This window comes from Shinella sp. SUS2, assembly GCF_001262505.1.
Classification (GTDB): Bacteria; Pseudomonadota; Alphaproteobacteria; order Rhizobiales; family Rhizobiaceae; genus Shinella.
In genome coordinates this window covers 67,890-92,722 of record NZ_KQ410725.1, presented here as the reverse complement: position 1 = coordinate 92,722, position 24,833 = coordinate 67,890, and the positions used below count along the sequence as shown (strand labels likewise).

General features: G+C 65.4%; 20 protein-coding genes and 1 riboswitch. Of the genes, 14 read left to right on the top strand and 6 right to left on the bottom strand.

The features are described from left to right. Positions 1 to 10: 10 nt before the first annotated feature. On the bottom strand, positions 11 to 1,933 hold the full coding sequence (locus AKG11_RS05570) for an LTA synthase family protein (protein ID WP_371260043.1): 1,923 nt from the start codon (positions 1,931 to 1,933) through the stop codon (positions 11 to 13). Positions 1,934 to 2,253: 320 nt separating this feature from the next. On the opposite strand from AKG11_RS05570, the gene AKG11_RS05565 reads away from it, so the two are divergent. From AKG11_RS05565 to bluB, 5 genes are all read left to right on the top strand, one after another. Further along, complete coding sequence (locus AKG11_RS05565) at positions 2,254 to 3,933, top strand: NAD+ synthase (protein WP_023513097.1); 1,680 nt, start codon at positions 2,254 to 2,256, stop codon at positions 3,931 to 3,933. Between the two features lie 3 nt (positions 3,934 to 3,936). Continuing rightward, positions 3,937 to 4,293, top strand: a complete 357-nt coding sequence (locus tag AKG11_RS05560; protein WP_050743210.1) for an ammonium transporter — start codon at positions 3,937 to 3,939, stop codon at positions 4,291 to 4,293. A gap of 98 nt (positions 4,294 to 4,391) precedes the next feature. Continuing rightward, positions 4,392 to 5,903 (top strand): diguanylate cyclase domain-containing protein, encoded by a 1,512-nt coding sequence (locus tag AKG11_RS05555; protein ID WP_050743209.1) that lies wholly within the window; start codon positions 4,392 to 4,394, stop codon positions 5,901 to 5,903. 237 nt (positions 5,904 to 6,140) lie between these two features. After that, entirely contained in the window at positions 6,141 to 6,959 is an 819-nt protein-coding gene (locus tag AKG11_RS05550; RefSeq protein WP_050743208.1) for an SDR family oxidoreductase, read from the top strand. Between the two features lie 56 nt (positions 6,960 to 7,015). Continuing rightward, positions 7,016 to 7,237, top strand: a riboswitch (cobalamin riboswitch). A 45-nt stretch (positions 7,238 to 7,282) separates the two neighbouring features. Further along, positions 7,283 to 7,975: a 5,6-dimethylbenzimidazole synthase gene (bluB, locus tag AKG11_RS05545; protein ID WP_050743207.1), complete on the top strand. Its 693-nt coding sequence runs from the start codon at positions 7,283 to 7,285 to the stop codon at positions 7,973 to 7,975. Here bluB and AKG11_RS05540 read toward each other — a convergent pair. Continuing rightward, positions 7,968 to 9,077: a DUF2865 domain-containing protein gene (locus AKG11_RS05540; protein ID WP_050743206.1), complete on the bottom strand. Its 1,110-nt coding sequence runs from the start codon at positions 9,075 to 9,077 to the stop codon at positions 7,968 to 7,970. The two genes, bluB and AKG11_RS05540, sit on opposite strands and share 8 nt — an antisense overlap. 269 nt (positions 9,078 to 9,346) lie before the next feature. On the opposite strand from AKG11_RS05540, the gene AKG11_RS05535 reads away from it, so the two are divergent. Further along, a complete protein-coding gene (locus tag AKG11_RS05535) occupies positions 9,347 to 10,408 on the top strand; it encodes a phytanoyl-CoA dioxygenase family protein (protein ID WP_050743205.1) in 1,062 nt (353 codons plus the stop codon). A 151-nt stretch (positions 10,409 to 10,559) separates the two neighbouring features. Then, positions 10,560 to 12,149 carry an ABC-F family ATP-binding cassette domain-containing protein gene (locus tag AKG11_RS05530; RefSeq protein ID WP_050743204.1) on the top strand — a complete coding sequence of 530 codons (1,590 nt, stop codon included), beginning with the start codon at positions 10,560 to 10,562 and terminating at the stop codon, positions 12,147 to 12,149. A gap of 31 nt (positions 12,150 to 12,180) precedes the next feature. On the opposite strand, the gene AKG11_RS05525 is transcribed toward AKG11_RS05530, so the two are convergent. After that, complete coding sequence (locus tag AKG11_RS05525) at positions 12,181 to 12,888, bottom strand: glutathione S-transferase family protein (protein WP_050743203.1); 708 nt, start codon at positions 12,886 to 12,888, stop codon at positions 12,181 to 12,183. Between the two features lie 110 nt (positions 12,889 to 12,998). On the opposite strand from AKG11_RS05525, the gene AKG11_RS05520 reads away from it, so the two are divergent. Further along, complete coding sequence (locus tag AKG11_RS05520; protein WP_023516842.1) at positions 12,999 to 13,361, top strand: winged helix-turn-helix transcriptional regulator; 363 nt, start codon at positions 12,999 to 13,001, stop codon at positions 13,359 to 13,361. 15 nt (positions 13,362 to 13,376) lie between these two features. Here the strand turns inward: AKG11_RS05520 and AKG11_RS05515 are convergent, their stop codons facing one another. After that, positions 13,377 to 15,689, bottom strand: a complete 2,313-nt coding sequence (locus tag AKG11_RS05515; RefSeq protein ID WP_050743375.1) for an NADP-dependent malic enzyme — start codon at positions 15,687 to 15,689, stop codon at positions 13,377 to 13,379. Between the two features lie 235 nt (positions 15,690 to 15,924). Between AKG11_RS05515 and AKG11_RS05510 the strand changes: the two genes are divergently transcribed. Together AKG11_RS05510 and AKG11_RS05505 are read left to right on the top strand one after the other, a co-directional pair. Next, on the top strand, positions 15,925 to 16,761 hold the full coding sequence (locus AKG11_RS05510) for a UDP-2,3-diacylglucosamine diphosphatase (protein ID WP_050743202.1): 837 nt from the start codon (positions 15,925 to 15,927) through the stop codon (positions 16,759 to 16,761). Positions 16,762 to 17,022: 261 nt separating this feature from the next. Further along, complete coding sequence (locus AKG11_RS05505; RefSeq protein WP_023514976.1) at positions 17,023 to 18,240, top strand: MFS transporter; 1,218 nt, start codon at positions 17,023 to 17,025, stop codon at positions 18,238 to 18,240. Here AKG11_RS05505 and dgcA read toward each other — a convergent pair. After that, positions 18,210 to 19,193, bottom strand: coding sequence for an N-acetyl-D-Glu racemase DgcA (gene dgcA / locus AKG11_RS05500; protein WP_050743374.1), 984 nt, complete (start codon positions 19,191 to 19,193; stop codon positions 18,210 to 18,212). The two genes, AKG11_RS05505 and dgcA, sit on opposite strands and share 31 nt — an antisense overlap. A gap of 130 nt (positions 19,194 to 19,323) precedes the next feature. Here dgcA and AKG11_RS05495 point away from each other — a divergent pair, with 130 nt between their 5' ends. The 4 genes from AKG11_RS05495 to AKG11_RS05480 all read left to right on the top strand — a co-directional run bounded on the left by AKG11_RS05495 (position 19,324) and on the right by AKG11_RS05480 (position 23,452). Continuing rightward, positions 19,324 to 20,475, top strand: a complete 1,152-nt coding sequence (locus AKG11_RS05495) for an ABC transporter permease (RefSeq protein ID WP_024271081.1) — start codon at positions 19,324 to 19,326, stop codon at positions 20,473 to 20,475. Between the two features lie 8 nt (positions 20,476 to 20,483). Then, a complete protein-coding gene (locus AKG11_RS05490; RefSeq protein WP_371260039.1) occupies positions 20,484 to 21,269 on the top strand; it encodes an ABC transporter ATP-binding protein in 786 nt (261 codons plus the stop codon). 60 nt (positions 21,270 to 21,329) lie between these two features. Then, entirely contained in the window at positions 21,330 to 22,700 is a 1,371-nt protein-coding gene (locus AKG11_RS05485) for an MlaD family protein (RefSeq protein ID WP_023514980.1), read from the top strand. 134 nt (positions 22,701 to 22,834) lie between these two features. Continuing rightward, the gene (locus AKG11_RS05480) at positions 22,835 to 23,452 is read left to right on the top strand and encodes an ABC-type transport auxiliary lipoprotein family protein (RefSeq protein WP_050743200.1); all 618 of its coding nucleotides are present in this window, start codon (positions 22,835 to 22,837) and stop codon (positions 23,450 to 23,452) included. A 213-nt stretch (positions 23,453 to 23,665) separates the two neighbouring features. Here the strand turns inward: AKG11_RS05480 and AKG11_RS05475 are convergent, their stop codons facing one another. Further along, positions 23,666 to 24,637, bottom strand: coding sequence for a Tim44 domain-containing protein (locus tag AKG11_RS05475; RefSeq protein ID WP_023514982.1), 972 nt, complete (start codon positions 24,635 to 24,637; stop codon positions 23,666 to 23,668). Between the last annotated feature and the right edge of the window lie 196 nt (positions 24,638 to 24,833).

Below are 24,833 nucleotides of genomic sequence, written 5' to 3'. Positions count from 1 at the left end.
TTCTGGGAAATCAGTAGCCTGCAGCCATCAGTTCCGCATGGGAGTTGAAGAAGCGCTCCAGGCCGTACTGCTTGCCGAACATGATGTCGTGCTGCAGGAAGCGGAAGTCGCGCACCAGCGGGTCGATCGTCTTCTTGCGCGCCCAGCCGCCCGTACCGTTGCCCTTGGCGTCGATCAGCATGTAGCGGTCGATGACGCGCAGCTTCTCGTGCACCGCGCCGAGGAACCCGGTGTAGTAGGGATGCTCGAAGCCGGCTTCCTTGAGGATGTAGTAGGACAGGAATGCCGGGCTGATCGTGCCGATTTCCTTTTCCGCACCCGTCTTGTTCGACCAGATGACGAGCGGGGTCTCGTGTTCCTTCTTCATCACCTCGGGCGAACCCTTGCGTGAAGCGGTGATGCCCTTCATGTAGCCGGAGTTCTGGTAGACGGTGTTGAGCGGCGGCAGGTGGTCGCCGAAGACGACGATGATCGTCTCGCGGTCGCGGTCCTTGGCCCAGTCCATCAGCATCTTCAGGCTGTTGTCGGCTTCCTTCACGCCCTGCGCGTAGCTTGCGAGCATGCGGTTGTCGCGGGCATCGAGCTTGCCGTCGACCTTGATGTCGGTCTTGGCGTAGCGGCCGTCGTCATAGGGGCCGTGGCCCTGCAGCGTGACGGTGAAGAAGAAGAAGGGATCTTCCTGCAGGTCCGCCTGACGGATGATCTCCTTGGTCAGCGCCTCGTCCGAGGTGAAGTTGCCACGCTTGGCGAGCGGCGGCATCTTGTCGACGTCCTTGAAGGTCTCGAAGCCGAACGCCTTGTAGACGCTGTTGCGGTTCCAGAACCAGCCGGAGAACGGATGGATGGCGCGCGCCGTGTAGCCTTCCGCCCGGAAGAAGGTGGCAAGCGAGGGGATCGGCTTGCGCACATATTGCTGGTAGGGGATCGAGCCCGTCGGCAGGAAGGCGTTGGAGAAGCCGGTCAGTGCCTCGAACTCGACATTGGCGGTGAGGCCGCCGAATTCCGGCGAGAAGACGTTGCCGCCCTGGCTTTCGCGGATGACGGGCATCGGGTCGGCCGAAAGCTTCACGCTCTCGATGCGTGCCGGATCCCACAGCGATTCACTCATGACGACGATCACGTCGGGCTTCGAACGGTGCGTGGTACCGGCCGGCAGCGGCTTGGAGGGGATCTTGTCGATCGCCTCGGTCATGTAGCCGGCGGGCGCCTGGACGTTTGCCATCGGCAGGTTGATGGCAAAGGCCATGACGAAACCGTTGTGGCGATAGTTCTCCGCCTGATCCCACATGATCGGGAAGACTTTCAACCGGTCGCGGACCCAGGAGAACTCGTTGTAGTCCATGATGGAGACGAAGCCGGCGAGAAGCGGTAGCGCCACGGCAAGCCGCGTCAGGCGTTCCCTCTTCGTCAGCGGCCGGAAACGGCGCCAGGCGAAGACCCACAGGCTGATGAGGCCGGCGACGGAGGCGAGAACGGCGACGGCGAGGAGAGCGGCCGTCCACGGCCGGTCCTGCACGAGCACGGGCATGAGTTCCAGGATCTGCCGGCCGAACAGCAGGTCCGTCGGGTAGAGCGGATCGGTGAGGAAGACCTGCTTCTGCTGGGAAATGACGCCCATCAGCACGACGAGCGGCGAGACGAGCAGGACGGCCTTGTGCTGGCGGCCGATCAGCGCATCGACGGCGAGGTAGAGCAGGAAGAAGACGCCCGTCGTCGTCCAGGCCGGCTGTTCGAGATTGGTTAAATAGAGGCGCACCTGATCGAGCGCGCCGCGCGTGATCCATTCGACGACGACGACGGTGAGGAGCGCAAGAAGGACGGAAACGGCAAGGGAACGCAGGACGGCAAGCGTCTTGGCATGGCGCGCGAAGAAGCCTGCCTCGACGGCGCGTTCTTCGTTTGCATTGATTGCCACGGCTGCGGAGGTGAACAGGGCCAAGGCCGTCTCCAGATTTCATGAAAGCTTCGTGTATCTGTCATACGGACGTCATCTTGAACAGGAGATGAACGGTTTCTGCAACGTTCGTCCCCCGCTTTGGTTCCGTCTGTTGCAGGCCCGCCATGGCGCTGCGGACCCGTTGAAAACCGGGCTCTTGCGCCGAAAGGTCCGGCAAACGCTCCGCGCTTCATTCCCAAAACGTCCGCCATGCTCTAAAGAGCTTGTCGACCGTTCGAGAGGGCGACAGCGACGCGCGGCCGCAGGCTCGGACACCAGCAAGAGATGGGTCCGCAGACATGACTTCCGATCAAGACATGACCTCCGATCAAGGCAGGGCGACGCTGCGCATCGCGGTTGCGCAATTGAACCCTGTAGTCGGCGACGTCGCCGGCAACCTTGCCAAGGCGCGCGCCGCCCGTGAGGACGCCGCCCGGCAGGGCGCCGATCTGCTGCTGCTGACCGAACTCTTCATCTCCGGCTATCCGCCGGAAGACCTCGTGCTGAAGCCGGCCTTCCTGAAAGCCTGCCGGCGCGCGGTCGATGATCTGGCGGCCGATACCGCCAAGGGCGGCCCCGGCGTCATCATCGGCTTTCCGAGGCAGGACGAAACCGGGCGCTACAATGCGGTCGCCGTCATCGACGACGGCAAGGTGATCGCGGTGCGCGACAAGGTGGACCTGCCGAACTACGGCGAGTTCGACGAGAAGCGCGTCTTCGACCAGGGCGCGATGCCCGGTCCCGTCAATTTCCGCGGCGTGCGTCTCGGCATCCCGATCTGCGAGGACATCTGGGGCGATCTCGGTGTCTGCGAGACGCTGGCCGAGAGCGGCGCGGAAATCCTGCTGTCGCCGAACGGCTCCCCCTATTATCGCGGCAAGGTCGACATCCGCCATCAGGTCGTCCTGAAGCAGGTCATCGAGACCGGCCTGCCGCTGCTCTATGCCAACCAGCTCGGCGGACAGGACGAACTGGTCTTCGACGGCGCCAGCTTCGCCTTCAATGCGGATAAATCGCTCGCCTTCCAGATGAGCCAGTTCGAGGAGACGATCGCGCTCACCACCTGGAAGAAGCGGGCGGACGGCTGGGTCTGCGACGGTGGGCCGGCGTCGCGCATTCCCGAGAAGGAGGAGGCCGACTACCGGGCCTGCCTGCTCGGCTTCCGCGATTACGTCAACAAGAACGGCTTCAAGAACGTCGTGCTCGGCCTGTCCGGCGGCATCGATTCGGCAATCTGCGCGGCGATTGCCGTCGATGCGCTCGGCGAGGAGCGGGTGCGCTGCATCATGATGCCCTACCGCTACACGTCGAAGGATTCGCTGAAGGATGCGGCCGATTGCGCCCGGCTGCTCGGCTGCCGCTATGACATCGTGCCGATCGAGGCCCCGGTCACCGGCTTCCTCTCCTCGCTTTCGGAGCTTTTCGAAGGCACGGAGGAAGGCATTACGGAGGAAAACCTCCAGAGCCGCGCACGCGGCACCATTCTCATGGCGGTGTCCAACAAGTTCGGCTCGATGGTCGTGACGACCGGCAACAAGTCGGAAATGTCGGTCGGCTATGCGACGCTCTACGGCGACATGAACGGCGGCTTCAATCCGATCAAGGACCTCTACAAGATGCAGGTCTATGCGATCTCGCGCTGGCGCAACGCGCATGTGCCGCCAGGCGCGCTTGGGCCGACGGGCGAGGTGATCCCGCAGAACATCATCGACAAGGCGCCGTCGGCGGAGCTGCGTCCCAACCAGACCGACCAGGATTCGCTGCCGCCCTATCCGGTGCTCGACGACATCCTCGAATGCCTGGTGGAGCGCGAGATGAGCACCGAGGAGATCGTCGCCCGCGGGCATGACGCGGCGACCGTGCACCGCGTCGAGCACCTGCTCTACATCGCCGAGTACAAGCGCCGCCAGTCCGCGCCGGGCGTGAAGATCACCAAGAAGAATTTCGGCCGAGACCGGCGCTATCCGATCACCAATCGCTATCGCGACCGGGGGTAGGGCGTGGGCGATCCCGCCGACAAGCCGGGCATGCGCCCGGCCTTCACCGAGGAGGAAGTCCGGCTGATCCGGCTGTGGTCACTCAGTGATCTTTCGGCCGGGCGGCAGCTTTCGGCGCAGATCGCTTATTTCGCTACGCCGGCGGTTTTCGGCTTCTACGGCCTTGCAACCGGCAGCCTCGTCATTCTCGGCGTTGCCTTCCTTTCCATCCTGCTGCTCCTCGTCTGGGGTGTCGTCACCACCTGGCGCGACCAGCGCAATCTTGTGCTGATGCAGTCTATCTGCCGGAAGCTCTCGGCGGAGGAGGAGACGCGGCAGGATGGAGCGTCAGGTTTTCCGGGTCCGGCTGGCGGAAGTTAAGCTTTCGCTCACCAGCTCATTTAAGCGAATTTTGCCGTCTGTCATTTAGCCTTCGTCCCATAAGCCGGAAAAACCGGCAGGGGACAGGCAGGGAAACGATGACAGGCAAGGCGCAGGTGGGCCGCTCAATGCGGCGACGCGGGGTTGGTCTGGCGATCCGGATGGCGGCGGTGATGATCGTCGTCCTGTTCGGCGCCGCGAACTATCTCGTGCTGGACTATGCCATCGAGCGGGCCGACAGTTTTGCCGCCGAGACCGAGCGCACGCTGGTGCGCAACGAATTCGGCCATCAGATCGACCAGGTGGTGCAGTACCAGAGCCAGTTGTCCTTCTGGGACAAGACCTTCAACGAACTGAAGGACGGCATGCCGGGTGATGCCTTCGTCAAGGATCAGCTGCGCGACTGGATGTGGGCCGACTTCGGCTTTTCCTGGATGATCTTCACCACGCCGGACGGGGAAAAGGTGCTCGGCGTGCATCGCGGCGAGACGGTTTCCGAAAGCAAGGCGCGCGAGAAGCTGCATTGGGTGAGCGACCTGACGCTCAAGGCCGAGCGCGCCTACCGCGAGGCGCTGTCGCCCGACCGTGGCGGATGGCAGGTCCAGGGCGCCAAGGAGGACCCCGACCTGCTGACGCCGGCGCTGCCGGAAATCCACGTCTCCGGCATGCGCCTCATCGACCGTGTCATGAGCATCGTCGTCGTGCAGGCAGTTATCCCGAAGTCGCTCTACATTCCCGCAAGCCGGATGCAGCCGACGCTGCTGATCACCGTCAAGCCGGTTTCGCAGAAGATGCTGGCCAATACCGAGCGGCGACTCGGTTTGCGCGACCTCGGCTTCACGCCCATCGTGACGCAGGAGCCGGGGCTGGTGATGACGCCGGTCGGTGCCGATACCTACAATCCGATGGTCGCCTCCTGGCGGCCGAACATGCCCGGCCTGTTCGTCTGGAAATCGGCACTGCCGCAGATCGCGATGTTCGTGCTGGTCTTTGCCGGCGTCATGCTGTTTGTCACGCTGCGCTTCTCTGCACTGGTCAAGGCACTGCAGCGCAGCGAGGCGCAGAACGCCTTCCTTGCCCAGCACGATCCGCTGACGGGGCTGAAGAACCGCAGCGGTTTCGACGAAGAGGTGCGCCATGCCATCCGCAAGGGCGAGAGCCAGCCCTTCTCGATCGTCGCTCTCGACCTCGACCGGTTCAAGGCCGTCAACGACCGGCACGGCCATGCGGCTGGCGATGCGGTGCTGCAGGCTGTCGCGCGCCGCTTTTCCGAGCGCATCGGCCCGCTCGGCACGGTCGCCCGCCTCGGCGGCGATGAGTTTTCCGTGCTCCTTGGCGGTGTCTCCAGCCGCGAGATGCTCCTCGAGCTTGCTGAGGGCCTTGTCCGGGATGCGCAAATACCGATCGCCCATGACGGGCAGCTTCTGGTCATCGGCGGCAGCGCGGGCATTGCCCAGTTCCCGGACCATGGCGGTAGCCTGCACGACGTGATGGTGATGGCGGATGCGGCGCTCTATGCGGCCAAGAATGCCGGTCGCAACCGAGCCGTTCATGTCGGCGACATGGCTGGCGATGCGATTGCCGAAGCCAGTGCGGTACGCGCGGCCTGACCAGTCGCCCTGCGCACTGAAGCGCCCTACCGCCTTGTTTCCATGGGGTTTCCGCCAGGATGCACCGCAGCAGGCGCCGGCCCTGTCGGAAGATAGTCGTGTCCGGTCGGTCTCTGTCTCCGGAAATGGCTTGAGAAACAGCCCGATAGGGGATTTGCTTGCGGAAATGAATCATGTGTCGATCGGCTTCTCGTTGTTCGCGAGCCAGCGTCGGCCGGTCTGCAAGGGAGACATGGCATGAGTGAAGGTGCGCGGCTCGACGGCAAGATCGCCGTCGTCACGGGAGGAACGCAGGGGCTGGGGGCGACGATCGCCCGGCTCTTTGCCGAGCGGGGTGCGGCGGGTCTCGTCATCTGCGGTCGCAATGCCGCCAAGGGCGAGGCGAAGGCCAAGGAGATTTCCGGCGCGACGGGTGTTGCGACACTCTATGTGAAGGCCGACCTCGCTGTGGTCGAGGATGCGCGCGCGGTCATTGCCGCCTGCGACGCGGCCTTCGGCCGTGTGGACGCGCTGGTCAACGCCGCCGCCATCACCGACCGCGGCACGATCCTCGATACGAGCCCGGACCTGTTCGACCGCATGTTCGCGGTCAACGTACGCGCGCCGTTCTTCCTCATGCAGGAGGCGATCACGGTGATGCGGCGCGAGAAGACCGAGGGCACCATCGTCAATATCGGTTCGATGTCGGCCAAGGCCGGCCAGCCCTTCATCGCCGCCTATTGTGCCTCCAAGGGCGCGCTCGAGACGCTGACCAAGAACACGGCCTATGCCGTTCTGCGCAACCGCATCCGTGTCAACGGCCTCAACATCGGCTGGATGGCCTCGGAGGGAGAGGATCGCATCCAGCGCGAATTCCATGGCGCGGCCGACGACTGGCTGGCGAAAGCGGCGGCAAGCCAGCCCTTCGGGCGGCTCGTCGATCCGGCCGAGGTGGCGCGGGCCTGCGCCTATCTCTCCTCGCCGGAATCCGGCCTGATGACGGGCTCGGTGATCTGCTTCGACCAGTCTATCTGGGGTGCCTATGACGGCTCGCCCCATCCGGATGCGCCGCTCTGAGGCGCAGGCACGGCGGTGCATGGCGCAGGCGGGCTTGATCGTGCCCGCAAGCCATGCGCATATCCTTCGCGTCAGGTGCCCGCTCCGGCGGGAGAATCGGGAATCCGGTGCGGGTGATAAACCCAGGTCCGGAACGTGCCCAACGCTGTGACGGGGATGGTTTGCACCGTAAAAGCTTGAATCGATTCAGGCTTTTGCCACTGGTTGTTCAACCGGGAAGGCAGGTGCCTGCCGCGTGACCCGAAGTCAGAAGACCGGCCTGGCACGATAGACCGAACCGCGCGGACGGCGGCAGGTTGTGACGCATTGTTGGGGAGATGACGATGCGAAGCGAACCCTTGGACCCTCTGGTCCGGGCGGGCGCCTTTTCCCGTGAGGAAAAGCAAGCCGTCTACCGTGCCATCGAAACGCGCCGCGACGTGCGCGACCAGTTCCTGACCGATCCCCTGCCGGACGACCTCGTCGGCCGCCTGCTGCAGGCCGCCCACAATGCCCCGTCCGTCGGTTTCATGCAGCCATGGAACTTCCTGTTGGTGCGCAGCGCGGCGACCCGTCAGGCGGTGCATGCGGCCTTCCTGAAAGCCAATGCCGAGGCGGCGGCGATGTTCGAAGGAGAGCGTCAGGCGCAGTATCGTGCGCTGAAGCTGGAGGGTATCCTGAAGGCGCCGCTGTCGATCTGCGTGACCTGCGATCCGACCCGCGGCGGCAGCGTGGTTCTCGGCCGCACGCACAACCCGCGAATGGACGTCTATTCCACGGTCTGCGCCGTGCAGAATCTGTGGCTCGCGGCGCGGGCGGAGGGCGTCGGCGTCGGCTGGGTCAGCATCTTCCACGACAGCGATATCCGTTCGATCCTCCGCATACCCGGTCATGTCGAGATCGTCGCCTGGCTGTGCGTCGGCTTCGTCGACCGGCTCTACGGCGAGCCGGAGCTGGCGGTGAAGGGCTGGCGGCAACGCCTGCCGCTGGAAGACCTGGTGTTCGAGGAACGCTGGCCGGAGGAAGGCGTCAGTTGACGCCGGCATCCACCGGGCGGCCAAGGTCGATGGCGGATTCGTTGGCCGGCAGGAAGACCGGGCCGACCGTGCGCACCTTGCTGCTGGCCGGATCGTAGTCGCGCTCCTCGACCTTCGCCGGCACCTTGACCGGGGTCTCTTCCTTCTTCGGCAGGGTGCGGATGGTGGTGATCGAGCCGCTGTCGGAATCGTCGGCGGTGCCGGCGCGCGCGGTCTCGGCGTCGTCGCCCTTCAGCGCCTTCTCGCGCTTGATCATCTCCTGGTAGTAGGCCGAGAGGTTGCAGCCGCAGGCGCCGGACTTGGAAAGGTCGCGCGTGCGGTAGGAGAAGGCGTTCGGCATTTCGTAATAGGGGCGGCCCGTGACCGTGGAGGTCATCTGCTCGGTTTCCTGGCCGCTGGTCATCGACTGGTAGAACAATTCGGTCTCGGTTTCCGGGCACATCATGGCGCAGACCTTCTGGTCGCGCCGGAAGTCGAGCGGTGTCGCGCCCGACGAGATCGGGAAGAAGCCGCCGTCGCAGGTGCGCACGCAGACGGTGCGCAGGTTGCCATGGCCGTTGCTGCCGCCGAGCGAGCGCAGTTTCAGGCGCTCGCTGCCGTCGGGCGCGGTGCCGAGGGGCAGGGTGCGCTTTTCATCGAGCGTGCGCAGCGTCTCGGTCGCCGCGATCGGCATGACCTTCGCCTCGTCGCCGCAGCCGTTGCTCGCCAGGAGGGCGGTGAGACGGCTGCGCTTGCCCTGCGACGAGGTGCCGCCGGCAAATTCGCGGCGCTTCTTGTCGAGGATTTCAAGGTTGCGCTCCATCTTGCCGATGACGCTTGAGAGCGTGTCGCAAGCTTCGGCATTCGCCCCGCCGACCACGATGATGCTGCCGCCCGAGCAGCCAAGGCGGCGCTGGTCACTCCTGGCCTTGCGCAGTTGAATGTTCTGGCGGGCGATCGCGCCGGCATATTTGCGTGCGCTCGTCGTATCGACCACCACCTTGGGCAGGTTGGCCAGCTCCGCCTGGAGGCGCTCGCACACGTTCGCCGCCGCCGTGCCGCCCGACAGGAGCAGCGGCAGGCCGGTTGCAATGGCAAGGAGGAGGCGAAGGCGCCCGGTCACATCATCGATCCCGTGAATTGGTTGGGCCGCGTTCCGGCCGCATATGCAGTTCCTATCATAGGCCTTGGCGGGGGAAGCGCAACGTGCTCCCGGATTTGTGATTAATGTCGGTCACAAAATATGAGTTGCATATTCATCTTTTTGCCCGTGGCGCGCAATTGATCTCCCATGGGCCTTGGTGTAGCACTCTCGACAAACTCAACAGCCGGTCTGCGCCCGGATGGCGCAACCGCCTATGGCGGAACCCCGGCCCTTGCAGGCAGGTATTCATGCGGATTTCCTCCATCTTGCTCAGCCCCTGGTACGCGCTTCAGCTCGCATCCGGCGCAAAATCCTTCGCTGACAACCCCATCATCGGCAGCAAGTGGCTGAACCGGAAGGGCTTGCACGAGAAGCGCGTTTCGCTTGCCATGCGCATGGCCGCCTGGCGCCGCAAGAAGCTGGAAAACATCGTCGCCCCGGATCACCGCCGGCAATATGCCGAGAACGGTTTCGTGAAGATCGAGAACTTCCTGTCGCCCGACGTGTTTGCCGCGGTCACCCGCGAGATCGCCGAGCGGGATTTCGAGCGCTACGACATGCTGCAGGGCGAAACCGTCACGCGCCGCGCGATCATCGACGACAGCGACCTCGAAAGCCTGCCGGGCTTCAAGGCGGCGCGCAACGACCCGCGCGTCACCAATCTCCTGCGCTACGTCTCGTCCCATGCCGGCCAGCCGCTGCTCGTCGTGCAGGTGGTGATGGCGCTGCCGTCCGTCATCACGCAGGGTTCGACCGACCCGCAGACCGCGCTGCACAGCGACACGTTCCAGCCGACGGCCAAGGCGTGGCTGTTCCTGCGCGATGTCGGCGAGGAGGACGGCCCGTTCGCCTATGTGCCCGGCTCGCACGAGATGACGCCGCAGCGCCTCGCCTGGGAGCGCGACATCAGCGAGAATGCCGATGCGATCGAGAACAAGTATTCCGCCCGCGGCTCGCTGCGCATCATGCCGGACGAGCTGACGGCGCTGGGCTATGGCCAGCCGGTCAAGATGACGGTGAAGGCGAACACGCTTGTCGTCGCCGACACGCACGGCTTCCATGCCCGCAGCCCGAGCTACAAGACGACGACGCGCATCGAGATCTACGGCTCGCTGCGCCGCAATCCCTTCCTGCCGTTTACCGGTCTGCACATCGCCTCGCTGCCCTTCATCGCCTCCGGCATGAACCGCCTGATCATCTCGGCCATGGGGTTTCGTGCGAAGCTCGGCCTCAAGGGCTCGCCCTGGAAGGATGCCGGCCAGGGCAAGGCCGACGAATGGTCGAAGCGGCTGAAGCAGCCCTCGGCCTGAGCCTAAAAAAACGGACGAACCGGCCGCACCCTTGCAAGGCGGCCGGTTCGACCCTAGATTTCCGGCAACGCAATGCCGACCGGATGGTGCACCATGGATTTCAACCCGACCACAAACCGACTTCGTTTTGTCCTCGGGGAAATCTCTATTCATGCCGCATTCCATCACCCTTTCCAAAATCCGGTGGTCCACGCCTGACGGCCACGCCCTCCTTTCCGATCTCGACCTGACCTTCGGCGCCGAGCGCGCCGGCCTCGTCGGCCGCAATAGCGTCGGCAAGACGACGCTGCTGAAGCTCGTCACCGGTGCGCTCACGCCGCAGGCCGGCACCGTCGCCGTGAACGGCACGGTCGGGCTGCTGCGCCAGAGCGTGCAGGTCAACCCGCAGGAAACCGTTGCCAGCCTGTTCGGCATCGTCGAGGCGCTCGACCTGCTTTCCCGCGCGGCGCGCGGGGAGGCGGACGCCGAGGCCCTTGCCGATGCGGACTGGACGCTGGAGGCGCGGCTTGCCGCCGCGCTCGCCCGCGTCGGGCTGGAGGCGGAGGCGGAGACGCCGCTTGCCGCCCTTTCCGGTGGACAGCGCACGCGGGCGGCGCTCGCGGCCCTCATCTTCAGCGCGCCCGAATTTCTGCTGCTCGACGAGCCGACGAACAATCTCGACCGGGATGGGCGGCAGGCGGTCATCGATCTGCTCGCCGGCTGGCGGGCGGGGGCGATCGTCGTCAGCCACGACCGCGCGCTGCTGGAGACCATGGATGCCATCGTCGAGCTGACGACGCTCGGCGCCACCCGCTATGGCGGCAACTGGAGCGCCTATCGTGCGCGCAAGGCGCTGGAACTCGCCGCCGCCCATCGTGACCTTGCGGATGCGGAAAGGCATGCCGCCGAGGTGGCGCACACCATGCAGGTCATTGCCGAGCGCAAGGCGCGCAAGGACAGTGCCGGCCGCCGCAAGAAAGCGCGTGGCGACATTCCGCGCATCATGCTGGGCGCGATGAAGGAGCGCAGCGAGCTGACGGGCGGCGCCAATGCGCGGCTTGCCGAGGACCGCCAGGCGCGGGCGAGCGAGGCGGTGGCGGCAGCGCGCGAGCGCATCGAAATCCTCCAGCCGCTGAGCGTCAGCGTGCTGCCGACCCATCTTGCCGCCGGCAAGACGGTGCTCCGGATGGACGGCGTCACCGCCGGCTACCGGCCGGACCGTCCGGTCATCCGCGACCTTTCCTTCACCTTGACCGGGCCGGAGCGGGTGGCCGTGACGGGGCCGAACGGCGCGGGCAAGACGACCTTCCTGGCGCTCGTCACCGGCGCGCTGATGCCGTGGCAGGGCAGCGTGCGCCTCTTTACGGACGCCTCCATGCTCGATCAGAAGGTGAGCCTGCTCGATCCGGCCCTGTCGATCCGTGATAATTTTCGCCGGATCAATCCCGGTTCCGGCGAAAATGCCTGCCGGGCGGCGCTGGCGCGTTTCATGTTCCGCGCGGATGCCGCGCTGCAGGTCACCGGCAGCCTTTCGGGCGGGCAGCTGCTGCGTGCCGGACTAGCCTGCGTGCTCGGCGGGGGCCGGCCGCCGGCGCTGCTGGTCCTCGACGAGCCGACGAACCATCTGGATATCGATTCGATCGAGGCGGTGGAGGCGGGACTGCGCGCCTATGACGGCGCGCTCCTCGTCGTCAGCCATGACGAGGCGTTTCTGACGGCGATCGGTGTCACGCGCCGGCTGGAGCTTTCTGCAGGAGGATAGGAAGGCCGGGTTTTTGCCCGACCTTCCTTCTTCAGGCCTTTCCGAAACGCTCGATGACCTCGGCAAGCGGAACGTGGCCCCTGAAGGCGCCGTTGCCGGCCGGTGTCTCGCCGCTTTCCAGTGCGGTGGCGAACACGACGGCAGGGTCGGCCTCCAGTCGGCGGCGGATGGCCTCGATTCGGGGCCAGCGGCTTGCCGGGGCGACCGCGTGGTAGTCGAGCCAGCGCGCGACGCCGATGAGCACGCCGTCCGCCAATGTCGGACGGTCGCCGGCAAGATAGGGCGTGTCGCCGAGCATCGTCTCCAGCTTGTCGTGCCGTTCGATGACGCCCTCGCGGCCCCAGCGACGCAGCGAATCTTCGAGCACCGGGTCCGGTGTCTCCAGTTCGAGCGCCGACCAGAGCGGGCTGAAGGAACCGGTGAAGCCGGTGTTGAGGAAGGCCATCAGCTGAACCATGCGGTCGGCTGCCGGCGCCGTTGCCTCGAAGCTGACGCGCCGTTCCGTGTCGCGTGCGGCGATCCAGTGGGCGATGGCCATGGTTTCGGTGATCACCCGGCCGTCATCGGTGACGAGGGCGGGTGTCTCGTGCCGGGCGTTGAGGCGGGCATAGGCAGGGTCGCGCATGTCGCCCAGCATGTCGACGCGGCAGAGGCGATAGGGTTTTCCCAGCCACTCCAGCGCGGCGACAAGGCCCATGGAGCTTCCGGCGGGGAAGCCGTAGACGAGGATCGGTTCCAATGTTCTTCTCCGTGATTTCTGTTGACCACGCTGCGCAGCGACACTGGACCTAAGCCTTGCCTGCCCCCATGTAAATTACGCACATTTTTGTCACCACGCCGGAGCCCGTCATGAAGGATCTCGTTTCCCGTTGCCCGATCGAGGAGGTCATGCAGGTCTTGAGCGGCCGCTGGCCGACGCTGCTGATCTATTACCTCAAGGACGGAACGAAGCGCTTCAGCGACCTCAGGCGCGACAATCCCACCGTCTCGCACCGCATCCTGACGCTCGAACTGCGCAAGCTGGAAAAGGCGGGCATCGTGCAGCGCACGGTGTTCGACGGCTATCCGCTGCGGGTCGAATACGACCTCACGCCATCCGGCCTGACGCTGCTGCCGCTGGTCGATGCGCTCGGCGACTGGTGGGAGGCGCGGGATGCCGCGCACCCGGCACCGCAAACAAAAACGGCCGCCGAGGCGGCGGCCGTTTCGTAAGGCGGGGATTGCGGCTCAGGCCGGGTAGGAGGCCTCCACCACGGCAAGGGCGGCCATGTTCACCACGCCGCGCGAGGTGACCGACGGCGACAGGATATGAGCTGGCATGGCGGCGCCGAGCAGGATCGGGCCGACGTGCAGGCTGTCCGTCATCGTCTTGACGACGCCAAGCGTGATGTTGGCGGCGTCGAGATTGGGGAAGACCAGGAGGTTGGCTTCGCCGGACAGCGTCGAATTCGGCATGACGCGCTGGCGCAGCGCCTCGGAGATCGCGGCGTCGCCGTGCATTTCGCCGTCCGCCTCGAGCGTCGGATCCATGTCGCGCACCATTTCCATGGCGCGGCGCATCTTGAAGGCGCTGTCGGAATCCCGCGAGCCGAAGTTCGAATGGGAGACCAGGGCGGCGCGCGGCGTGATGCCGAAGCGGCGGATTTCCTGCGCAGCCATGACCGTCATCTGTGCCACTTCCTCGGCCGTCGGATCGAAGGTGACATAGGTGTCGGTGAAGAAGGTGGCGCCGCGCTGGGAGATCAGCAGGCTGAGGGCGGAGAAGTCGAGCACGCCCTCCTTCTTGCCGATGATCTGGCTGACATCCCGCAGGTGCTTGGCATAACGCCCTTCGACGCCGCAGATCAGCGCATCGGCTTCGCCGCGCTTGAGGGCGAGCGCGCCGATGACCGTCTGGTTGGTGCGCACGATGGTGCGTGCGGCTTCCGGAATGACGCCACGGCGGCCGACGATGCGGAAATAGTCGTCAACATAATCGCGGTAGCGCGGATCGTCCTCGGGGTTCACCACTTCGAAGTCCGTCTGCGGGCGGACGCGCAGGCCGTAGCGCTTGAGGCGCGCTTCGATGATCTGCGGGCGGCCGATGAGGATCGGCTTGGCGATGTCCTCCTCCAGCAGCACCTGGGCGGCGCGAAGCACGCGCTCGTCTTCGCCTTCGGCAAAGATCACGCGCTTCTTGGCCGCGTTCTTCGCCGCGGCGAAGATCGGCTTCATGACGAAACCCGAGCGCCAGACGAAGCGGTTGAGCTGGTCGAGATAGGCGTCGAAATCGGCGATCGGGCGCGTCGCCACGCCGGTTTCCGCCGCCGCGCGGGCGACTGCCGGCGCGATGCGCAGGATAAGGCGCTGGTCGAAGGGCGAGGGGATGAGGTAGTTCGAACCGAAGCTCGGCGTGTCGCCGGAATAGGCGCGGGCGGCGACATCGGACACTTCCTCACGGGCGAGGGAGGCGATGGCGCGCACGGCGGCCATCTTCATCTCCTCGTTGATCGTGCGCGCGCCGCAATCGAGCGCGCCGCGGAAGATGTAGGGGAAGCAGAGGACGTTGTTGACCTGGTTGGGGAAGTCCGACCGGCCGGTGCAGATCATCGCGTCCGGGCGGGCGGCGCGCGCCTCCTCGGGCATGATTTCCGGCGTCGGATTGGCGAGCGCCATGATCAGCGGCTTTTCCGCCATGCGTGCGAGCAGCTCCGGCTTCAGCACGCCGGCGGCCGACAGGCCGAGGAAGACGTCCGCACCGTCGATGGTCTCGGAGAGCTGGCGCTTGTCGGTCTCCTGCGCATAGATGCTCTTCCACTGGTCCATCAGGGCTTCGCGGCCCTTGTAGACCAGGCCCTCGATGTCATGCACCCAGATGTTCTCGACCTTCGCGCCGAGGGAAACGAGCTGGTTGAGGCAGGCAAGCGCGGCCGCGCCGGCGCCCGAAGCAACGATCTTGGCGTCCGACAACGCCTTGCCGGCGAGCTCCAGGCCGTTGAGGACCGCTGCGGCGACGATGATGGCGGTGCCGTGCTGGTCGTCGTGGAAGACGGGGATATCCATCTTCTCGCGCAGCTGGCGCTCCACCTCGAAACATTCCGGCGCCTTGATGTCTTCGAGGTTGATGCCGCCGAAGGTCGGCTCCAGCGCCGAGACGACATTGACCATCTCGTCGACGGTCGGCGCGTCGATCTCGATGTCGAAGACGTCGATGCCGGCGAACTTCTTGAAGAGCACCGCCTTGCCTTCCATCACGGGCTTGGAGGCGAGCGGACCGATATTGCCGAGGCCGAGCACGGCCGTGCCGTTCGAGACGACGGCGACGAGGTTGGCGCGTGCCGTGTAGTCGGCGGCCGTGTTGGGATCGTCACGGATGGCAAGGCAGGGCGCGGCGACCCCCGGCGAATAGGCAAGCGCCAGATCGCGCTGGTTGCCGAGCGGCTTGGTCGGGTTGATCTCGAGCTTGCCGGGGCGGGGGTGGCGGTGGAAGAAGAGGGCCTGCTGGTCGATGTCGCCGCTTGCCGGACCGTCCTGCGTCCGCGATTTGTCACCCGTGCTCATGATGCTCCCTGCCATATGCTGTTTTCGTTGCGGCTCTTGGCTCTGCGAAACCGCCGCGACGTGAAGTTTTCCGAGTCTTCCATAAAGCCGCAATCAGCGGCCTGTGCAATGCCTATTTGCCGCCGAAAAAGGCATAGGTGTGTCATCAATCTGAAACAGGAGTCTGGTTTTCAACGGGTTGAAAGCCGCCCCTCCCGACGACAACCGCGGCGGCTGGCCACCCGGAGAAGAACGCATGACTGCGACCCTTGCCGACCCCACTGTCCGCCACTTCCGCACGCTGTTCATCTCGGACGTGCATCTGGGATCGAAGGCGGCCAAGGCGGACTTCCTGATCGACTTCCTGCGGCATCATGAAGCGGAGACGATCGTGCTCGTCGGCGACATCGTCGACGGCTGGCGCCTGAAGCGCAACTGGTATTGGCCGCAGGCCTTCAACGATGTCACGCAGAAGCTGTTGCGCAAGGCGCGCAAGGGCACGCGCGTCATCTACATTCCCGGCAACCACGACGAATTCCTGCGCGATTTCCCCGGCACCCATTTCGGCGGCGTGGAAGTGGCCGACCGCATCATCCACGAGGCGGCCGACGGCAAGCGCTATCTCGTGCTGCATGGCGACGAGTTCGACGTCGTCGTGCGCCATGCCCGCGTCGTCGCCTATCTCGGCGACTGGGCCTATGACGCGGCCATCGCCATCAACGTGGTCTTCGCCGCCATCCGCCGCCGGCTCGGCCTGCCGTACTGGTCGTTCTCTTCCTGGGCCAAGCAGCAGGTCAAGACGGCGGTGAACTTCATCGGCGAGTTCCAGAAGGTGGTCGTCGAGGAGGCGCGGCGCCACGATGCCGACGGTGTGATCTGCGGCCATATCCACCACGCCGTCATCACCGAGATCGACGGCATCCGCTACATCAACAGCGGCGACTGGGTGGAGAGCTGCACGGCGATTGCCGAACACCATGACGGGGAGATGGAACTGATCACCTGGCAGAAGCTCGCCTCAAGCCCCGCCGAAGTTCTTCCGGTCTCGCACCGGATGCTGGCGATCGAGACCCGGGAGCCGGAGGCCGCTTAGGGAAATTCCAGCGGAAGCGCGTAGTGGTTTTGCGTAAAAACGAGATAGAGCGTTTCCGCGATTCGAAGAAAAGCGGAACTGCCCTGCGGCAACTTGCGTGCATCCGGGATGCAAAAGCATGGGGCGAAACCTGACGGATCGCGCTGCGCCTGTGTCCGGTTTCACAAGTTCGGCATTCCCGCCGGTGGGCAGAAATAGCGCATTGGCGTACGTACATCGGCATGATAGAGCGGAGGGCGTTCCAACGCAGGTTCCCCGCCAATGAATGCCCCCTCCGGTTTTACCGTGACCGCCGGCGCGCCGCCGTATTTTGCTGCGCGTATCGCTCTCGTCTTCTGCGCGCCGATGATGGTCAACGGCATTGCGCTGCCGTTCTTTCCGGTCTGGCTGGAAACGCTCTCGATGAGCGATTTCCAGATCGGCATGGTTCTCGCCGTGCCGCTGTTCGTGCGCGTCTTCACTGCGCCGGTGGCGGGCATCATTGCGGACCGGATCGGCGAGCGCTCGATCGTGCTGCTCTGGTCGGCGCTGCTGTCGCTCGCGACGGCTCTCGCGCTCTTTGCGACGGGCTCCTTCTGGCCGGTGCTGCTGCTCTATACGCTGCAGGGCGCGGTCTATTCACCTTATGTGCCGATCACCGAGGCGATCATGTTGTCGGGCGTGCGGCGCTGGAATTTCGACTACGGCAAGATGCGCCTGTGGGGGTCGCTCGCCTTCATCGTCGCGACGATGACCGGCGGCTGGCTTGCCGGCCTCTATGGCGGTGCGATGGTGCTGCCGGCGATGGCGGTGGCCTTCGTGCTGACCGTGATCGGCGCGGTGATCGCGCCCAGGATCGGCAAGCCGCGCCGTCCGTCGCCGATTGCCGCGATCGCGACCATGCCGACGAAGAGCACGCTACGGCAGGCGGATGTGCAGTTCATGCTGATCGGCGTCTCGCTGGTCAATGCGAGCCACGCTATGCTGTTCGCCTTTTCGGCGATCTACTGGCAGAAGATGGGATTCAGCGGCGTCGATGTTGGTATTCTCTGGAGCGCCGGCGTTCTGGCCGAAGTGCTCTTCTTCCTCTTTGCCGTCCAGCTGCGGCGCCGCTTCAATCTCTGGTCCATGATGATGGTTGGCGGCGCCGTTGCGGTCGGCCGCTGGATCCTCTTTCCGATGGACATGTCCTTTGCCGGCTATTTCGCGCTGCAATGTCTGCATGCCTTCACCTACGCGCTGATCCATATGAGCGCGCAGAGCCGGCTCGTGGAGCGCGTGGCGGAGGAGCAGGAGGCGGCGGCGCAGGGGCTCTATTTCTTCTACACCGGCGTCTTCACGGCGCTCGCCACCTTCGTCTCGGGCTATGCCTTCAGCTGGTACGGCGTCCAGGGCTTCTACCTGATGTCGCTCGTTGCCGCTGCCGGCCTTCTCTCGGTCATTGCCGGACGCATCGTCGCGCCGCGTGTTCAGCCCCAGAGCGCGGCCTCGGGCGGATAGACGGTGGAACCTTCATAGCGCAGACCCGGTTCGCGGTCGCGGGCAAGCAGCAGCGGGCCGTCAAGATCGACGAAATCGGCGCCCTGCGCCAACAGCACGGCCGGGGCCATGCCCAGCGACGTGCCGACCATGCAGCCCACCATGATCTTCAGGCCGCATTCCTTCGCCGCCTCGCGCAGCGCGAGCGCCTCCGTCAGCCCGCCGGCCTTGTCGAGCTTGATGTTGATCGCGTCGTAGCGGTCGGCAAGCTTGGGGATGTCCTGCGCCTGGTGCACGCTCTCATCGGCGCAGACCGGGACCGGGCGGGCAATGTCGCGCAGCGCCGAATCGTTTCCGGCCGGAAGCGGCTGCTCGACAAGGGCGATGCGCGCCTCGGCGCAGAGCGCGAAGTGATAGGCGAGGTTTTCCGGCGTCCAGCCCTCGTTGGCGTCGAGGATGATGGCGCTCTCGGGGGCGCCGGCGCGCACCGCGCGGATGCGGGCGGCATCGTCCGCCGTGCCGACCTTGACCTTGAGAAGCGGGCGGCCTGCCTCCTGTGCGGCCTGGCGCTGCATCGCCTCGGGTTCGCCGAGGGAGAGCGTGAAGGCGGTGACGAGCTTTTGCGGCGCCGCGGCATTGACCACCTGCCAGGTCGGCACCCCCGACAGTTTCGCCTCGAGATCCCAGAGCGCGCAGTCAAGGGCGTTGCGGGCCGCACCCGCGGACATGATCCTGCCCAGTTCTTCGCGGCCGATGCCGTCCTCCACGGCGCCGCGCATGTCCTCGATGGCGGCGAGCACGCCGGCAACCGATTCGCCGTAGCGCGCATAGGGAACGCATTCGCCGCGGCCGGAAAGGCCCGAACTGCCGATCGTGCAGGTCACCACTTCGGCCGTCGTCTTGGCGCCGCGCGAAATGGTGAAGGTGCCGGCAATCGGGAAGCTTTCGGTGGTGGCGAGCATTGTGCGGCGCATGGGACTGATCCTGGCAGGCTTGAAAAAATCGAGGCGGGAAGGGGCTTTTGCAGGTTCGTTCGGTGACAGATGGGCGGCGAGCCGGTAAGACAGGCGCATGTTGTCCCAAGCACGGGAAGATGCAAGAGACTTGACCGCCACCCGTTCCCCCCTCGACATCGCGATCGAAAACCCGCCTGAAAACGGCCGGGAGGTCTGGCGACTTTCCGGCGAGTGGGTGAACACGAACGCGGTTGCCGCCAGCAAGCGGCTGGCCGATATCGGCCGCGGGCAGGCCGGTGCGCTGGAAATCGACCTCAGCGGTGTTTCGGCCATGGATACGGCCGGCGCCTGGCTGCTGCGCCGGGCGATTGCCGAGCGGCAGGGCGGCGGCAACGAGGTCAGCCTTACCGATCGCGAGGGTACGCACTACGCCGACCTGATTTCGGCCCTGCCGGAAAAGCTCGCCGAACCACGGTATGGCGGCGGCGGGAAGGGCACCCTGTTCGAGCGCATCTTCACCCCCATCGGCCGTGCGATGATGGACGTCTGGGACGATACGGTCGCCGCCATGTTCATCCTCGGCTCGGCGGTGCGGGGCGCGCAACTGAAGCTCGGGCGCCGCAGCGGCGTCTCGCCCTCGGCGATCGTGCACCAGATCGACCATATGGGTGTCCGCGCGGTGCCGATCATCCTCCTGATGTCCTTCCTGATCGGTGCGATCATCGCCCAGCAGGGCGCCTTCCAGTTGCGCTACTTCGGGGCGGAGGTCTTCGTCGTCGACCTCGTCGGCATCCTTCAGTTGCGCGAGGTCGGCGTGCTGCTCACCGCCATCATGATCGCCGGCCGCTCCGGCAGCGCGATCACGGCCGAGATCGGCTCGATGAAGATGCGCGAGGAGATCGACGCGCTGAAGGTCATGGGCCTCAGCCCCATCGGCGTGCTCGTCTTCCCGCGGCTGGTGGCACTGACGGTGGCGCTGCCGCTGCTGACCATCATCGCCAACTTTGCGGCCCTCGGCGGCGCGGCCTTCGTCGCCTGGTCCTATTCCGGCATCACCTTCGACACTTTCCTGTCGCGTCTTCGCGAGGCCATCGACCTCTCGACGGTGGTGTCCGGCATGATCAAGGCGCCGTTCATGGCACTGATCATCGGCATCGTCGCCTCGGTCGAGGGGTTGAAGGTGGGCGGCAGCGCCGAATCGCTTGGCCGCCACGTCACCGCCGCTGTGGTGAAGTCGATCTTCGTCGTCATCCTCGTCGACGGCCTCTTCGCCATGTTCTACGCCGCGATCGATTTCTAGGGATGTCCATGGAGCAGGTTTCGGCAAAGGCGGACGACGCGGTGCTTTCGGTCAAGGATCTGACCGTCGGCTTCGGCAGCAACATCGTGCTGGATGAGCTCAATCTCGATATCTATCGCGGCGAGATTCTCGGCTTCGTCGGCGCGTCCGGCACGGGCAAGTCGGTGCTGATGCGCACGGTGCTGCGCCTTCTGCCGCGCCGCTCCGGCAACATCCGCATCTTCGGCATGGATTTCGACAAGGCGAGCGAGGCCGAGCGGCTGGCGCTCGACATGAAGCTCGGCGTGCTCTTCCAGCACGGTGCCCTCTTTTCCTCGCTGACGGTCATGGAGAACATCCAGGTGCCGATGCGCGAATATCTCGACCTGCCGCAGGCGATGATGGACGAGCTGGCGCGGCTGAAGATCGAGCTTGTCGGCCTTGCCCCGGAGGCCGCGAACAAATTTCCCTCCGAGCTTTCGGGCGGCATGATCAAGCGTGCGGCGCTGGCGCGGGCGCTGGCGCTCGACCCGGCGCTCGTCTTCCTCGACGAGCCGACCTCTGGCCTCGATCCGATCGGCGCGGCGGAATTCGACGAGCTGATCGCCAAACTGCGCGACACCCTCGGATTGACCGTGTATATGGTGACTCACGACCTCGACAGCCTGTTTTCGGTTTGCGATCGCATCGCCGTTCTCGGGCAGAAGAAGGTCATGGTCGAAGGCACGATCGAGGACATGCTGGCCTTTGACGATCCCTGGGTGCAGTCCTATTTCCGGGGCAAGCGCGCGCGATCGATCGTGCGCAAAACGTAAGGACGTGTCCGGGGCCGATGGGCCCGGGTGGATGGAACTGCGAGCAGGATAGCCCGAAGCATGGAAACCAAAGCCAATTACGCCCTCGTCGGTTTCTTCACCGTCCTCGTCATGGCTGCCGCCTTCGCTTTCGTCTACTGGATGTCGCAATACGGCCGTGGCGGCGAGATGGCGCAGCTGGCGATCCGCATCCCGGGATCGGCGAACGGGCTCAGCATCGGCTCGCCCGTGCGCTTCAACGGCATCCCGGTCGGCTCCGTACGCAGCCTTGCCATCGATGCCGACGATCCGCTCTTCTCCGTCGCCATGACGGAGGTCTCGACCAGCGCGCCGGTCAAGCAGACGACGACCGCGGTGCTTGAAGTGCAGGGTCTGACGGGCGCGGCCTATATCGAGCTTTCCGGCGGCAGTGCTGCCGATCCGAACATCCTGCGCCAGGCCTTCGACACCGAGGTTCCGGCGGTGCTGCAAGCGGAACAGTCGAGCGTGACGAACATCCTGTCGACCGCAGACAAGATCCTGAAGCGTGCCGATGCGGCGATCACCGATATCCAGGGCTTCGTCGCCGATGCACGCGGGCCGCTGACGACGACCATCCAGAACGCAGAGCAGTTCTCCGGCTCGCTCGCCCGCAACGGCGAGAAGGTGGACGAGTTCCTGCAGAGCGTCGGTGGCCTGTCGGAAACCTTCCGCAATCTTTCCGGCCGGCTCGATTCGACGCTCGCCTCGGTCGACGAGCTGATCAAGGCGGTCGACCCGAAGAAGGTCGAGGATTTTGTCGGCAATGTCGACAAGGTCAGCAAGGACATCGCGGCCGCGTCCGGCGACATCAAGACCACGGTCGAGGGCTTCCGCAAGACGGCCGAGACCTTCGATACCTTCGGCAAGCAGGCGACGGCCTCGCTCGACAAGATCGACAGCCTGATCGCTGCGGTCGATCCGCAGAAGGTCGGCGGGGCGATCAACGACATTTCGGTCGCGACAGCCGATGCCCGCAAGGCCATCGCCTCCGTGACGGGCGTCGCCGACCGTATCGGCGCCCGCGAGGAGGATATCGACCAGATCATCACCGACGTGCAGCAGATGAGCAACAAGCTGAATGCCGCTTCCACGCGCGTCGATGGCGTGCTCGCCAAGCTCGACGGCTTCCTGGGCGAGGGGGATTCCGAATCGCTCTTCGCCGAGGCCAAGGCGACGCTGCAGTCGATCAAGCAGGCGGCCGACACGCTGAACGGGAGGATCGGACCGATTGCCGACGGATTGCAGCGATTCTCCGGTTCGGGGCTGCGGGACATCGAGGCGCTGGTGCTCGATACGCGCCGCACCATCCAGAATCTCGACGGTGCGATCTCCGGCTTCGAGCGCAATCCGCAGCGACTGCTCTTCGGCGGCGACACGGTCAAGCAGTATGACGGTCGCAACCGGCGCTGATCCGGCCGCAAGGTGTGGCCCTATCCCCACAACTGCCGGCCGCCGGCGGGCCGAGGCGGATTTGTCCGTCCGCGCAGCCGTGACAGCATGCCGTGCCGCTGCTACACAGGCAGTTACAAGGGTTTGAGGACGACATGACGAGTTCGGGTATGGGTTTGTTGCGGAACGGGACTGCGGCGCGCGCCGCGCTCGTGGCCGTCCTGGCGACGACGCTTGCCGCCTGCGGCAGCACACAGGCCAAGAACGATACGTTCGCGCTCTCCTCCGTCGCCGCCGTCGAAGGCCCTTCGGCCAAGAGCCGGCAGATCCTCGTGCCGCAGCCTTCGGCGCTGAAGGCGCTCGACAGCGAACAGATCGTCATCCGCCCGTCCGCCTCCGAAATCCAGTACCTTGCCGGCGCGCAGTGGAGCGACAGCCTGAGCAAGATGGTGCAGGCCAAGCTCGTGCAGGCTTTCGAGAACACCGGCCGTCTTGGCGGTGTCGGCAAGCCGGGCGAGGGGCTGGCGATCGACTACCAGATCGTCACCGATATCCGCGCCTTCGAGGTGCAGACCGCCGGCGCCGATGCGGCGGTGGTGGAGATTTCGGCAAAGCTGCTCAACGACCGCAACGGGACTGTCCGGGCACAGAAGGTGTTTCGTGCGACGGTTCCGGTTGGCGGTGCGGGCAATCCGGCCTTCGTGAAGGCGCTCGACGCGGCCTTTGCCGCGGTCACGGCCGATATTGTCGGCTGGACGCTCGGCGCGATCTGATTTCTCTCGACACGCGGGCGTAGAAAGCCCCTCATCCGCCTGCCGGCACCTTCTCCCCGCAAGCGGCGCGAAGGGGTGTGTCTTGCGGGTTTCCCCAGGCAAACAACGCCCATGTCGATTGGAAAACTGTGCCGCTTGCTCCTTCTCCCCGCTTGCGGGGAGAAGGTTGCGACAACGGGATGAGGGGCCGCGCGCCGACGCGCAGCCGTCCCGTCAGGCGTTTTCGACGCCCTGAATGGCCGAGACCTTCCAGTCGCCGCCGTCGCGGCGCACGAAGGTCCAGATCTCGACCGCTTCCGTCAGATTGTCCGGATCGCCGGAAACGAGCTTGCCGGTCGAGCGGTCGCGCATCACGTCAATGCTCTCGTAACGCATGGCGACGGTGGCGTATTCGTCGGCGCCTTCGCGCCACGCTTCGGCAACGTCGCCCTGCACGAGGTGGATGTCGCGCACCTCGTTCTTCAGGCCCTGAGTGGCGTTGTCGCTCAGTTCCTCGGCAAGGTACGACATGGCTTCCGGCGTTGTGATCTGGCGCAACGTGCGGAAGTCCTCGGCTGCATAGGCCGCCTGCAGCTCCTTCAGCATGCTTTCGAACTGTTCGAGATCGGCCTGCTTGATGCCGAGCTCGTCGCCGCCCTTCGGCTGCGGTGCGGCCTGACGGCTGCCGCCGCCGATGCTCGGGATCTTGAACTGCGAGCCGCCGTCCGGCGTGGCGTTGCGGGCATGGCCGCTGCCGGCATAGGCGGTGGCATTCTTCTGCGCGAACATGCGGCGGAGGAACAGGAAGACACCGGCGATCAGCAGGATCTGCAGGAGAAGACCGAGCATGCCGATGCCGCCACCGAGCCCCTGGCCCATCAGCATGCCGACGAGGCCGCCGAGCATCAGGCCGCCGAGCAGCGTGCCGCCGAAACCACCGAAGAGGCCGGGGCGCGGATTGGTGGCCGTGGCGTTGCGTCCCGCGGACGGCTGGGCCGACTGCTGGCGCGTCATGGTGCGGTCGATGGGCTGGGCATCCGTCGGTGCGGTGCGCGTCGTCGAGGGCGTCGAGAAGGTGCGGCTGCCGCGGCTGCCGAGGCCGCCGCCGGCGCGGCGGGCTTCCGCCACATCCACCACCGTCATCATCACCATCACCGCGACTGCCAGCGTCGCCAGAATGCGTCCAAAGCCTTGTATAAAGATCATTTCCGTCTCTCTTCCCATGCGCCCGCAGGCGCGTTGGTCCGCATATAGCGGCTGGAGAGCCGGATTTTAAGGTTCCGTCGCCGGAAATCGGTCACCCGGAAGGGCATGTCTCATCAAAGGTGCGTTATCAGCTCCGCCAATTGGAGCCTTGAACGCAAAACGGCCGCCTTGCGGGCGGCCGTTTCGTTTTCCGTCC